This is a genomic window from Aggregatilinea sp., from assembly GCF_036822615.1.
In the GTDB taxonomy this organism is placed as follows: domain Bacteria; phylum Chloroflexota; class Anaerolineae; order Aggregatilineales; family Aggregatilineaceae; genus Aggregatilinea.
Map to the genome: position 1 here is coordinate 23,997 of NZ_DAISHJ010000039.1, position 12,459 is coordinate 36,455.

A 12,459-nucleotide genomic window follows, 5' to 3' on the forward strand; every position below is an offset into this window, starting at 1 on the left:
GAGGTGATAAGGCGCTCGTTGATAGCAGGCAAGTCGTCATCTAAGCGTCAGCTTACGGTCGGATGGCTGTAATCTGCGAGGGGAAAACGCGACGAATTTCTGTAATATCCGGCCCACGCGCGCCCGGTCCGCATCAGGCACCCCCACCTGCCTCCGCCCGCGCGCACCGGCTCGCCTTAAAGCCCGTAGGGGCAATTCATGAATTGCCCCACCTATAACACCCGCTACCGGCACCGTAGGGGCGTATTGCGATACGCCCCGTTTTCCGCCGCCGAACTCGCCCTGCCCTCGCCCCCAACTCCTACCCGGTTTAAACCAGGGCGGGTTACAAACCCGCCCCTACAAAACCGCCGTCGCCCCGCTTTTCTCCCCTCTCCAACTTGATTGGAGAGGGGCCGGGGGTGAGGTCGCGTTTGCTTTTACTAACAACTGTCTACTAACGACTGACCACTGTTTTTGAAGCACAAAAAAAGCCCCTGCACCGCCCGTTTGATGCAGGGGCTTGGAGGAAAGCGCGCGGCCTTATACTGCGTCCGGCAGCAGGCTTTTCACGTGTTTGATCACCACCGGCAGGGCCGCTTTGACGGCGGGCGACAGGTCGCTGCCGAACTCAAACGATTCCCCCGTGACGGTAATCAAAACCGTGCGCGGCGCGCGCCCGTATAACGCTTCCGTACATGCCAGCAGGCTTTCGGGCGGCATGTGGTGGTGCAGCGATGGGGCGTCGTTCCGCCCCGGCTGGATGTCGTCGCACGTGATCAGGCCCGGTTCGGCCCCCACGCACGCGTCGATCAGGATCGCCAGCGTCGATTTGCTCAGCGCTTCGGCCAGATCGATGGTGAGCTGGTGACAGGTGATCACCCACGCCTGGCAGGGCTGGATCACCCCGGCCAGAAATTCCGCCGCGATCCAGCCCAGGCCATCATCCCCGCGCAGGGTGTTGCCGTAGCCAATAATCACCACATCGTCGCAGGGCGTGGAATCGGAAATCACCCGCGGATCGCCTCGTCAAGCAGTTCGCCGTGCGCGCCGCGCAGCTCGACGTGCAGCGCCAGTTCGCCCTGCGCGTGCGTCGAGCAGCTCAGGCACGGGTCGAAGGTGCGGATCACGGCTTCCACGCGGTTGAGCATGCCTTCGGTCAGGTTGCTGCCGTCCACGTAGCGATGCGCGACCTGCTGCACGGCCCGGTTCATCGCCAGATTATTGTGCGTGGTCGAGACGATCATATTCGCGCGCGTGATGCGGCCCTGCTCGTCCACCTCATAGTCGTGGATCAACGTGCCACGCGGCGCTTCCACCACGCCGATCCCGCGCTCGCTGTTGGGCGTCGCGTTGGCGCGGACGCGCGGGCTGAGGATTTCCGGCGAGCGCAGCAGCGCTTCGATGCGTTCCACGGCCCACAGGCATTCGATCAGGCGGGCGTAGTGATAGTAGAACGAGCTGAGCACCACGTTGCGATCCAACTGGCGGAATTCCGCGTATTCCTGGTCCGCCATCGGCGTGCCGCAGATGTCCACGATGTTCAGGCGGGCCAGCGGGCCGACGCGGTAGATCCCCTTGGGATAGCCCATCGACTTGAAGTACGGGAACTTCATGAAGGTCCACGGCTCGACGGCTTCCCCGATGTAGTCGGTGTAATCCAGCGGGTCGAAGCCCTTCTCGATGATGTGGCCGCGCTCATCCATGACGCGCAGCATGCCGTGATACATCTCCAGGCCGCCCTGCTTGTTCACCAGCCCCATGAACAGGGTCGGGAAGTTGCCGAAGGTGCGGATCTCCTCGCTGTACTGCGACATCGAGCGCTTGAACCAGTCCAGGTTGCGGCGCAGAATGGCGTACGCTTCGGGGATGGTGCTCAAAATGCGGTCGCGCGTTTCCTCGTCGAGCGGGCTGGCGACGCCGCCGGGCACGATCCAGGTCGGATGCAGGCGCTTGCCCGCCATCCACTCGATGATCTCCTGCCCGAACTTACGCAGCCGCACGCCGTCGCGCACGATCTCCGGGTGCTTTTCGGCCAGCCCGAACACGTTGCGCTTCGCCGGGTCGGACTCCATGCCCAGCAAAAAGTCCGGCGACGACAGGTAGAAGAAGCTCAGCGCGTGCGACTGCACGATCGACGCCAGATTGAGCACGGTGCGCAGCATGTGCGCCGCTTCCGGCAGGCGGATCGCCATGATCGTGTCGCACGCCTTGGCCGAGGCCAGCTCGTGGCTGATGGTGCAGATCCCGCAGATGCGGCCCATCAGAGACGGCATTTCGTAGTACGGGCGGCCTTCGATGAACTTCTCGAAGCCGCGATACTGCGTCACGGTAAAGCATGCATCCTCGACCCGCCCGTTATCGTCGAGCTGGATCGTAATTTTCGAGTGGCCTTCGATCCGGGTGATCGGATCGATCACAATCTGTTGGGTCATGATGTGTTCTCCTAAGCGCCGGGCCGCGTCATCGTGTTGAGGACGGGTTGACGGCCTGCCAACAGCTCGGACAGGACGTAGTAGATCGTGTCAGCCGAGGGCGGGCAGCCCTGCACGAACACATCGACCTTGACGACTTCGTGAATCGGGCGGACGACGGGCAGCAGCTTGGGCACGATCTGATCCGGCCACTGCGGCTGCACGTTCACGTTTTCGATGTAAGCCCGGTCCATGATGTCCTTCACGGAGAACGGGTTGCGCATCGACGGCACGTTGCCCGCGACGGCGCAGTCGCCCAGCGCGACCAGGATCTTCGTATGCTCGCGGATCATCTTGATCTTGTGCAGGTCTTCGTCGCTGCTGATGGCGCCTTCGACCAGCGCGACGTCGACCATCTCAGGATAGGTTTTGTTATCAACCAGCGGGCTGTAAACGACGTCGATCTGGCTCGCCAGCGCGATCAAGCGCTCGTCCATGTCGATCAGCGACATATGGCAGCCCGAGCACCCGTCCAGCCATACGGTTGCGACCGTGACTTTGTTGTTACTCACTCTTGACCTCCCGCATGTTGAACAGGTACGGCAGGAACTCACGCCGCTTGACCATCTCGCCCACCGGGCGGCCCTTTTCGACCAGCGCGCCCACCGGGCAGACATTGACGCACTTGCCGCAGCTCGTGCACGTCGTCGAATCGCCCCACGGCGTCGCCAGATCGGTGATCACGCGCGCGTCGATGCCGCGCCCGCGCACGTCCCAGGTATGCGCGCCTTCGATCTCGTCGCAGACGCGCACGCAGCGCGTGCACAAAATGCAGCGGTTGCGGTCCACCACGAAGCGCTCGTGCGTCATATCGACCATGCGGACCGGCTGCAAATTCGGGTAGCGCACGTGGTCCATACCCAGCCGCTGCGCCAGCGCTTGCAGCTCGCAGTGGCCGTTCGAGACGCACACGGCGCAGACGTGGTTACCTTCAGAGAACAGCAGCTCCAGGATCATCTTACGATAGTCCCGCAGCCGCTCGGTGTCGGTGAATACTTCCATGCCTTCTTCGACGTGCGTCGCGCACGCGGGCACCAGCCGCTTCCACCCGGCGATCTCCACCAGGCACAACCGGCACGCGCCCGGCACAGACAGTCCGTCGAGCTGGCACAGCGTCGGGATGAATATGTTGTTTTCGCGGGCGATCTCCAGGATCGTCTCGTCTTCGTTGGCGCTGACGTCGCGCCCGTCAATCTTGAGGGTCTTTACGCGAGAGCGTACGGCCATGGCTCACCTCACTCCGCTGCCGGTTCAAGGACCGGGGCGTCGATAATCTTTTCCAGGTATTCGCTGCGGAAGTACTTCAGCGTGCTCATGATCGGGTTCGGCGCGGACCCGCCCAGGCCGCACAGGCTGGCGTTGCGCACCAGATCGCAGAGCTGCTCCAACAGGTCGAGGTCGGCCATCGTCGCCTGACCCTTCGAGATTTTGTCGAGCAGGCCGTACATCTGCGCCGTACCCACGCGGCACGGGATGCACTTCCCGCACGACTCGCTCTTGCAGAACTCCATGAAGTACTTCGCCACGTCCACCATCGACGAGGTTTTGTCCATGATGATCATGCCGCCGGACCCCATGATCGAGCCCAGGCGCGTCAGCGAGCTGTAGTCCACGGGCACGTCGAGGTATTCCGCCGGGATACACCCGCCGGTCGGGCCGCCCGTCTGCACGGCCTTGAATTCGCCGCTGCCGGTGGTCCCGCCGCCGATCACTTCCACGATTTCGCGTAGTGATATACCCATGGGCACCTCGATCAACCCCGTGTTTTTGACCTGCCCTGCCAGCGCGAACACCTTCGTGCCCTTGCTGCTCTCGGTCCCGATGCTTGAGAACCACGCGCTGCCGTTACGGATGATCGGCGCGATGTTGGCGTACGTCTCGACGTTGTTGATCAGCGTCGGCTGGCCCCACAGGCCGTGGTCCGCCGGATACGGCGGGCGCGGGCGCGGCGTGCCGCGATGCCCTTCGATCGATCCCATCAGCGCGGTTTCTTCGCCGCACACGTAGGCCCCTGCCCCAAGCCGGATCTCAAGGTTGAAATCGAAACCCGTGCCGAGGATATTTTCGCCCAGCAGGTTGTTACGCTTGGCCTGACGCAGCGCCAGTTTCAGCCGGTCAATCGCCAGCGGATACTCGGCGCGCACGTATACGTAGCCCCGGTTGGAGCCGACCGCGTAACCCGCGATGGTCATGCCTTCCAGAATGCGGTACGGGTCGCTTTCGAGCACGCTGCGATCCATGAACGCGCCGGGGTCGCCCTCGTCGCCGTTGCAGATCACGTACTTGACGTCGCCCGAAGCTTTGGCGACCGTGGCCCACTTCAGGCCGGTCGGGTAGCCCGCGCCGCCGCGACCGCGCAGCCCGCTCTCCATGATCTCGTCGATCACTTCCGAGGGCGACATCTCGGTCAGCACGCGGTACAGGCCCTTATAGCCGTCCGCGTTGAGGTAATCTTCCAGGCTTTCGGGGTCGATCACGCCCGAATTTTCGAGCACGATCTTGGTCTGCCGCGAGAAGAACGGCATCTTTTCGTCGCAGCGCAGTTCGCTGATCGGCTCTTTGCCGATGCTGGCGATCAGGGCCGGAGCATCTTCCGCCTGCACCTTTTCGTACAGCACGTTATCCGGCTCCACGGCCACCAGCGGCCCGGCGGCGCACAGCCCCAGGCAGCCCACGCCCTTGATCTGGATTTCGTGGTCGCGGCCTTGGGCTTTTACTTCGTCTTCGAGCGCGGCTTTGATGCTGTCGCTGTGCTGCGACAGGCAGCCTGCCGCCATGCACACGCGCAGGCAGTATTTGTACTGCTGCTGCTTTTCGCGCGATTCTGCCGCCAGCTCCGCGAGTTCGTCATAGGTCATCATTGCGCAGCACCCTCAGGAACTTCCGCCAGGCGCTCCCGGATGGTTTCGAGCATCCCATCGGGCGACTCGTTGCCCAGCACGTTGTTATCGAATACGACGGCAGGGGCCAGACCGCACGCGCCCACGCACCGCACCGTCAGCAAAGACAGCCGGTCGTCGGGCGTGGTCTCGCCGGACTTGATCCCGTATTCTTCTTCGATCGCCTCGATGATCTTGTTCGCGCCCTTGATGTAGCACGCCGTGCCCAGGCAGACCGCGCACGTGTGTTCGCCCTGGGGCTTGAGGTTGAAGAAGTGGTAGAACGTGGCGACGCCGAACACCTGACTGGGCGAGACGCGCAGCGCCTGCGAAACGAACATCAAAGCGTCATTGTCTAAGTAACCAAAGGATTCCTGAACGGTATGAAGGGTTTCAATGAGGGCATCAGGGCGATAGCCATTGCGGCGCATGGTCGCTTCGACCACCCGCCACCGCTTATCGTCAGAAGGGAGCTTAACGGGCTTCTGCATAGTTTCCCCTTTCAACGGTACTGTTTTTTAGCCCCCCAAAATTGCCGGACAACATTTGGGGGATCGGCCACTGTAATTATGGGCCGAACCGCCCGGCCCTTAAAGTGATTGATTTCACAAGTTGGCCTACTGTTTAGCATATATCCTCCCCACCCCACCCTGCCCTTCCCACCCTTTCCCACCGTACCGGCCCTGCTCTTTCCGCCCCTCCCTTCGACACCTCACCGGCCTCCGTAGGGGCGTATTGCAATACGCCCCGTTCTTTCCCCGCCGAACCCGGATCGCTCCGCGCCCACTATCGAGTTTTGAGAATGCCGGTGGTACACTGTCGGACGGTGAATCCAAACGACGAACAGCGGACGACAATGGGAACCGAAATGAGCATCTCACAGCCGGAGGCGGCCCCCGCCTCCCGGTCATGGATCGCCTGGATGCGCGCGCACCGGGTCGAAGTGGTGTCGGAGCTAGCCCTCGCCCTGCTGGTCGGGCTGACCAGCGGCTATACCGCGTGGCGCATGTTCACCTACGGCAACTTCGACTATGGCTATCACGTCGGAACCGCGCTGGAAATGAAAGATCAGCTCAGCATCGAGCTGCCGCACTTTCTCTATCACCTCTATGTGATCCTGCTCAGCGTGATCCTGCCCGGCCTGAGCGAGTACGATCTGGCGATGGTCTCCATCGTGACGCTGCGCATCGCCGGGGCGCTGGCGGTCTTCTGGCTGATCTCGCGCGCCCTGCCCCGTCCGCTCACCTTGCGCGGCGGGCTGGCCCTGGCCGGGATCGCGTTCATGCTGGTGATCGTCACCGCGATCACCGTGCCCACTTGGCCCGACGGCCAGTTTTACCTGGGGTACATCGGCCTGAACGCGTTCCACAACCCGACCCTGCTGGCGCTCGTGCCGCTCGCCCTGCCAACCGCGTGGCTGGCGACCCGCATCACGTTCAGCGATCCCGAACGTCCCGGCCTCGCCCGCGACACGGCCCTGTCCGCCCTGCTGATCGTGCTCTCGACCCTCGCCAAGCCCAGCTACCTGCTTTGCCTGCTGCCCGCCGTGGGGATGCTGTCGCTCTGGCGGCTGATCCGGCGCGAGCGGCTGCCCTGGCGCGCGCTGATCCTGGGCCTCGCCCTGCCCGGCGTGATCCTGCTGGCGTGGCAGTACGTTTTCACCTATGGCGGCGGCTCCACGAGCGATTCGCTCAGCGAGTCCTCGATCGAGTTCGCGCCGTTTAAAGTGATGGTGTGGCTCTCCAACGATCACAACATTTCGGGCCTGTTCCTGCTGTCGATCGCCTTCCCGGCGTTGGTCTATGTCCTGTTCTTTCCGGAGACGTTCAAAGACCGCTTTTTCACGCTCTCGGCGGTGGCGGCGGTATTCGGGGCGAGTTACGCGTACCTGCTGGCCGAGGGGGGCGACCGGACCGGGGACGGAAACTTCATCTGGAGCGCCGAAATCACGCTCTTTATCTGGTTCGTGGCCGCGATGCGCTTCCTGATCCGGCGCAACCGCCCCACAATCTTCGGGCGCGACGCCTGGACCCGCGTGCGGACGGTTGTCGTGCTCGCCGTGTTTGGGCTGCACTTGGTCAGCGGGGCGCTGTTCGAGCTGCGCGGGGCTGTGCTAAATACTGGCTACACGAACTTGCCCTCCGGCGGCTATTACGACGACCCGCCCCCCACGACGCCCAACCCCCCGTAGGGGTAGGGCTTGCCCTACCCGGCCTTTCTCTACCGTCATCTCTCCAGGCCCGTAGGGGCAATTCACGAATTGCCCCGCTCGCACGGCTCCGACATTCTGGCGTCATGAACGAACAGGGTCCGGGCAACAAAAAGGGACGTATCACATACGCCCCTACAACATCCTGTCAAACCGTTTCACCGCCCTGCCTGTTTCCCCTCTCCAACTTGATTGGAGAGGGGCCGGGGGTGAGGTCGCCTTTGCCTTTGCCCTTGCTTTTACTGCCCCCTGACCACCGACGGATGCCTTTGCCTTTGCTCTCAGCTAACCGCTAATCGCTGCCGCCCTGCCCCTCGCACCCGGCATCGTGATTGACATACAGCCCGATCGGCTCCGTAAACAGCCCCATCGCCTGCGTGCTGAGCTTTTCCAGCGACTGCGTTTCACCGATCCGCTGCGCGCCGCTGTCGGTCAGCACGAGGTACTTTGACTTGGCGGGCAGCGGCAGATCGTCGAGCGTATAGTACATGCTCACGCCGATTCCCTCCGGCACGACCGTCACCGGCCAGCTGTAAATTTCCACCGGGATCAGCAGCGTATTGCACCATCCGGTCGGGGCGTCGTCGTCGAATTCCACGTACGGGTTGACCAGCGCGTCCACCTGCTCGACGTACGGCCTGTAGGGGAAAAACCGCCCCTGCACGTACACCTTATACGTGTTCGAAAAATAGGGCGTCACCAGCAAATTGACCAGGATCACCGTCACGACCACCCAATAGTGCCGCGACATCAGCATCACCAGAAGCGACAGCAGCAGCGCCGCGACGCCCATGCGGAAATCGACCTGATACAGCAGCACCAGCAGGATCAACAGCAGCAGCAGGTTCAGCCCGTGGAACAAAATCTCGCGCGGGATGCTCTCGCCCACCCGGAACGGCTGCCGGGCGCGGTAAGCGCGCGTCGCCCGCACGCCGAGCCAGATCGCCACCCCGATCAGCAGCACGAAATATTCCAGCCACATCACCACGCCGATCAGAAGCCAGTCGAAGGACGGCATATCTTCCTGGTACAGTCGCCGGTTCAGTTCGAGCCGATCCCCGAACATATCGAGCGCGGCGTTGATCTTGTCGCCCAGGCCGGACGCCGCCGCCACCGCATCGAAAAGCTGGTCGGTGAACCGGTACGGCAGCTCGGAGCTGATGTAGCTGTAAAACGCGAACGCCCCGGCGCTCAGCACCAGCGCTTTCACGAACGCGTAGAGATACCCGCGCCAGCTGTGTTCGGACAGCAGCAGGAAATACGGGAAAAACGCCAGCACCCACGTGCCCCGGATCAGCGAGATGCACAAAATCGTGATGCCCAGCGCCCACTGCCACGCTCGCGGCAGCGCCGGACCCTCCTTGATCAGCCGGTAGAACATCGCCGCCAGCACGATCGCCGCGGCGGATTGGAAGCTCTCCTGCATCCCGGTGGGGATATACACCAGCATCGTCCAGAACGTCGCCAGCAGCACGCCCATCAGCAGCAGTTGGACGAGAGTGGGCCGCGCCGCATACACGAAAAACGCGATCGCGCCCGTCAGCAGCATGATGTTGAAGATCACGCCCGAATACAGTTCCCAGCCGAAGATCCGCGCGAAGATCCCCTGCAGCATCGGGTAGAACGGTCCCCAGGCATAATAATGCGTGAAGCTCGCTTTGGCCGGAAGCTCGTACAGGGTGTAATACCCGCCGCCCGTGAACCCGTGGTGGCTGAACGTCAGCGCCTGGTGCCACAGCGACGCCTCGTCGTTCACCCACGGCATAAACTGGTCCAGGCTGACGCCGATATATTGGTCGAGCATCAAAAACGTGACGGCAGCAGGGATCGCAACGACGAGCAGAGCCAGCCCTACATAGAGGACTTTTGAGCCAACAACTGAGCGAACACGCATTGAATTTGCCTTGAAGGTATGCAGGGGGTCCCACCCACCAGACGCTGATTCTGATAACCCGATAGAGTATCCCGTTGCGGGTAAATTACAAGGTTGGCCCTTCGTCCCCTCGCCCGTAGGGCAGTTCACGAATTGCCCTGCACGAACGTCGCCCACCCGGCACGCATCATAATATCGATTATGTTGCGTTTTTCGTCCCAACCCGCCCCGCCGCCCCGCGAGCGCGCCCTCGCGCCCGTCGGCCCTAAGCGGCAGTTTTCGCGCAACATAATAAATGATCCGCCCGATCCCCCCACCCTGGCGGGGCATCCCACCCCATCCGTTTTACAATCTGGGCACGCATGCCGGAAAAGAAATCGTTGAAACAGAGTCGTGCCGGTAAACGTACAAATCAGCATCGGAATGATCGCATCACCGCATAACGACTGTGAGGGGCCGTGTCTGATACGGTTTTGATGATCGCCGCGCTGGTCCTGATGGGCGGCGGCGTGCTGCTTTCGATCGTGCCCTTTTTGCCCGGGCCGCTCCTCGTCTGGGCGATCGGCGTGATCTTCGCCGTGATCGACGGCTTCGACCGGACGCCCTACCTCACCGTGGCGCTGATGACGCTGGTGATGGTGGCCGGATCGACCACGGAATTTTGGACCCCGGCGTTGGGCTTCAAGGCCGAGGGCGGATCGTGTCTGGCGACGATCGGCAGCATCCTGGGCGGCATCATCGGCACGATCTTTATCCCGATCCCGCTGCTGGGCACGGTGATCGGCATGGTGCTGGGCGCGCTGCTGTTCGAGTTCATGCGGATCGGCCAACTGAGCGAGGCGCTCAACGCGGGGCGGCTGGCGTTCAAACTGTACATCATCGGCGCGGCCCTCGAGATGGCGGCCAGCGTGCTGATCCTCGCCATCTTCGCGGCGAGCCTGTGGCTCACCGGCTGATCCCTCCCCTACAAAACCCCATCGGGCGCTGCCTGTCTCCCCTCTCCAACCCAGATTGGAGAGGGGCCGGGGGTGAGGTCCGCTTTTCGCCTTTCCCCTTCCACCCCGCCTCGTGCCTATAATCTCCATACGGAACACACCGCCGCAGAAGCGCAGCGTTTCCATACTGGGATTGGCACACTGAGGGAGGGAACACCATGAAAAAAGGACTGGCAATGGTCGTCCTGCTGGACGGCGTCGCAACCACCGTCTTAGGCAAACGCTTTTTGCGCGTCTTGAACCGCCGCCTGCCGTCGCCCATCTCATACGTCGCGGGCTTCTTCTTGCTGTGGCCGGGGATGCTGCTGCGCCGGGGCGCGGCCATGCAGGCCCTGGCGGGTCTGGCCCTGCTGCGCACCGCCGAAGACTGACTTCACCACCCCTGCTCTTTCCCGCCCGCCGAACTTCTCGCCCCACTGCCCGGAATACTCTCCACCCTGCCTGTCTCCCCTCTCCAACCCAGATTGGAGAGGGGCCGGGGGTGAGGTCGCGGTTGCCTTTGCTTTTATTTTCCCTCCTCCCTCACCGTATGGATCGTAGGCTGTGCGGCGCACTCGCGCCCGCCATGCGTCTACCCGGCGCACAGTGCCGTAACGCCATTGCTCATATAACTAATAATGTCGAATGGCACGTGCGAAAGACCGTCCATCGAAGGTCCTGCGCCCGGATCCATCCAAAGGCGGATGTACCCCAGGGGGTTCGGACCTAGACTGAACCAGGATCAACATCGCACACCAACGAACAATCTAGTTCTATGCAGTCTTGTGCGAGTGGAGACGAACGACAATGACGCGCAACATCACGAGGATACTCCTCATCACCGCCGTGATACTTGGCAGTCTGCTGCCGCTGACATTTTCGCAGTCCTCAGCCCATGCTCAGGCGGCAATCGCCGGAACGTGGCAGGCCGAGTATTTCACCAACATCTATCTCAACGGCTGGTCCGCCGCGACCACCGTCAACAACCTGTCGCTGAACTGGGGCAGCGGATCGCCCGCCGAGGGCATCCCCGCCGATAACTTCAGCGCCCGCTTTGGCACGGACGTCTACTTCCCGGCGGGTCGCTATCGCTTCTCGGTCCAGGCCGACGACGAGATCAGCATCCGTCTGGACTACAACAACTGGGATCAGCCGCTCATCAACACCATCGATACCCCGGCCCCCGGCCAGATCCTGACCGCGGACGTGGATATCAGCGCGGGCACGCACCACATTCAGGTCGATTACCGCGAGCGCACCGGCCTTGCCTACCTGTACGTGAATTGGGCTCCGATCAGCGACACGCCGGTCTATGACACGCAGCCGATCGCCACGGTCAACACGGGCGCGCTGAACGTCCGCGCGGTCCCGGACCCCGTAAACGGCGCGATCGTCACCCGCGTCTATCGCGGCCAGACCTATGCGGTCGTGGGGCGCTCCGGCCTCAGCACGTGGTGGCAGTTGGATGTTAACGGCACGATCGGGTGGGTGAATGGAAACTACGTCCGCGTCCAGAACGGCCAATATGCGCCCGTCACCTGGAACGGCAACACCGGCGACGTAGCGACCCCCGGCCCCACCCCGACCCTGCCCGTCGTGCAGTGCCCCGGCTTCCTGCCCTCGCGGGTGACCATTGGCGGCTACGCCCGTGTGACCCCCGGCCTGCCGAACAATCTGCGCGCCGAAGCCAGTACGTCCGGCGCGTGGGTCGGGTCCGTTCCCGGCGGCGCAGTCGTCTACGTGATGCTCGGCGCGGTCTGCGGCCCCAACACCGCCTGGTGGCTGGTGAGCTACAACGGGGTCACCGGCTGGACGATGGAAGGCGTGGGCAACACCTACTGGCTGGAGCCGTACACCTTCTAGCCCCCTCGCCCTCACACAGCACACCCAGGCGGGACAGCTCACCCTGTCCCGCTTTTTTATTCCCCACCTTGCTTTTCCGCCCCACACGTTGCCGCCCCCTGCCCGCTTTACCCGCGCCCGCCCTGCCTGCGCCCCACCCACCCCCTGCCGAACTGACCTTCCCCCGATTTCTCGGACAGTGGAAATGTCGTAGACTGGAGAAATCAGG

Annotated in this window: 11 protein-coding genes; 4 read left to right on the forward strand and 7 right to left on the reverse strand. The window is 62.8% G+C overall.

The features are described 5' to 3' along the window. Window positions 1-522: 522 nt before the first annotated feature. Genes V7116_RS12975 through hoxE form a run of 6 tightly spaced genes read right to left on the reverse strand, consistent with a single transcriptional unit; the run spans window position 523 to window position 5,823 of the window. On the reverse strand, window positions 523-993 hold the full coding sequence (locus V7116_RS12975) for a hydrogenase maturation protease (RefSeq protein ID WP_324392359.1): 471 nt from the start codon (window positions 991-993) through the stop codon (window positions 523-525). Next, on the reverse strand, window positions 990-2,414 hold the full coding sequence (locus V7116_RS12980) for a Ni/Fe hydrogenase subunit alpha (protein WP_324392360.1): 1,425 nt from the start codon (window positions 2,412-2,414) through the stop codon (window positions 990-992). Before V7116_RS12980 ends, V7116_RS12975 begins: the two co-directional genes overlap by 4 nt. 11 nt (window positions 2,415-2,425) lie before the next feature. Further along, on the reverse strand, window positions 2,426-2,965 hold the full coding sequence (locus V7116_RS12985) for a hypothetical protein (RefSeq protein WP_324392361.1): 540 nt from the start codon (window positions 2,963-2,965) through the stop codon (window positions 2,426-2,428). Beyond that, the gene (gene hoxU / locus V7116_RS12990; RefSeq protein ID WP_324392362.1) at window positions 2,958-3,680 is read right to left on the reverse strand and encodes a bidirectional hydrogenase complex protein HoxU; all 723 of its coding nucleotides are present in this window, start codon (window positions 3,678-3,680) and stop codon (window positions 2,958-2,960) included. The genes V7116_RS12985 and hoxU overlap by 8 nt, the downstream gene beginning before the upstream one ends. Window positions 3,681-3,688: 8 nt before the next feature. Beyond that, complete coding sequence (nuoF, locus tag V7116_RS12995) at window positions 3,689-5,311, reverse strand: NADH-quinone oxidoreductase subunit NuoF (protein ID WP_349258535.1); 1,623 nt, start codon at window positions 5,309-5,311, stop codon at window positions 3,689-3,691. Further along, window positions 5,311-5,823, reverse strand: a complete 513-nt coding sequence (gene hoxE, locus V7116_RS13000) for a bidirectional hydrogenase complex protein HoxE (RefSeq protein WP_324392364.1) — start codon at window positions 5,821-5,823, stop codon at window positions 5,311-5,313. Before hoxE ends, nuoF begins: the two co-directional genes overlap by 1 nt. A gap of 377 nt (window positions 5,824-6,200) precedes the next feature. On the opposite strand from hoxE, the gene V7116_RS13005 reads away from it, so the two are divergent. Then, on the forward strand, window positions 6,201-7,523 hold the full coding sequence (locus tag V7116_RS13005; protein WP_324392365.1) for a hypothetical protein: 1,323 nt from the start codon (window positions 6,201-6,203) through the stop codon (window positions 7,521-7,523). A 310-nt stretch (window positions 7,524-7,833) separates the two neighbouring features. Here the strand turns inward: V7116_RS13005 and V7116_RS13010 are convergent, their stop codons facing one another. Continuing rightward, entirely contained in the window at window positions 7,834-9,435 is a 1,602-nt protein-coding gene (locus V7116_RS13010) for a hypothetical protein (protein WP_324392366.1), read from the reverse strand. Window positions 9,436-9,872: 437 nt separating this feature from the next. Here V7116_RS13010 and V7116_RS13015 point away from each other — a divergent pair, with 437 nt between their 5' ends. The 3 genes from V7116_RS13015 to V7116_RS13025 all read left to right on the forward strand — a co-directional run bounded on the left by V7116_RS13015 (window position 9,873) and on the right by V7116_RS13025 (window position 12,251). Then, window positions 9,873-10,370 (forward strand): DUF456 domain-containing protein, encoded by a 498-nt coding sequence (locus V7116_RS13015; RefSeq protein WP_324392367.1) that lies wholly within the window; start codon window positions 9,873-9,875, stop codon window positions 10,368-10,370. A 197-nt stretch (window positions 10,371-10,567) separates the two neighbouring features. Then, complete coding sequence (locus V7116_RS13020) at window positions 10,568-10,780, forward strand: hypothetical protein (protein WP_324392368.1); 213 nt, start codon at window positions 10,568-10,570, stop codon at window positions 10,778-10,780. Window positions 10,781-11,195: 415 nt separating this feature from the next. Further along, window positions 11,196-12,251 (forward strand): SH3 domain-containing protein, encoded by a 1,056-nt coding sequence (locus V7116_RS13025; RefSeq protein ID WP_324392369.1) that lies wholly within the window; start codon window positions 11,196-11,198, stop codon window positions 12,249-12,251. Window positions 12,252-12,459 lie beyond the last annotated feature (208 nt).

What these genes read in the sequence shown, in the direction of transcription:
- V7116_RS12980 (WP_324392360.1), bottom strand. Translation starts at nt 2,414, where the DNA reads ATGACCCAACAGATTGTGATCGATCCGATCACCCGGATCGAAGGCCAC.
- hoxU (WP_324392362.1), bottom strand. Translation starts at nt 3,680, where the DNA reads ATGGCCGTACGCTCTCGCGTAAAGACCCTCAAGATTGACGGGCGCGAC.
- nuoF (WP_349258535.1), bottom strand. Translation starts at nt 5,311, where the DNA reads ATGACCTATGACGAACTCGCGGAGCTGGCGGCAGAATCGCGCGAAAAG.
- hoxE (WP_324392364.1), bottom strand. Translation starts at nt 5,823, where the DNA reads ATGCAGAAGCCCGTTAAGCTCCCTTCTGACGATAAGCGGTGGCGGGTG.
- V7116_RS13005 (WP_324392365.1), top strand. Translation starts at nt 6,201, where the DNA reads ATGAGCATCTCACAGCCGGAGGCGGCCCCCGCCTCCCGGTCATGGATC.
- V7116_RS13010 (WP_324392366.1), bottom strand. Translation starts at nt 9,435, where the DNA reads ATGCGTGTTCGCTCAGTTGTTGGCTCAAAAGTCCTCTATGTAGGGCTG.
- V7116_RS13020 (WP_324392368.1), top strand. Translation starts at nt 10,568, where the DNA reads ATGAAAAAAGGACTGGCAATGGTCGTCCTGCTGGACGGCGTCGCAACC.
- V7116_RS13025 (WP_324392369.1), top strand. Translation starts at nt 11,196, where the DNA reads ATGACGCGCAACATCACGAGGATACTCCTCATCACCGCCGTGATACTT.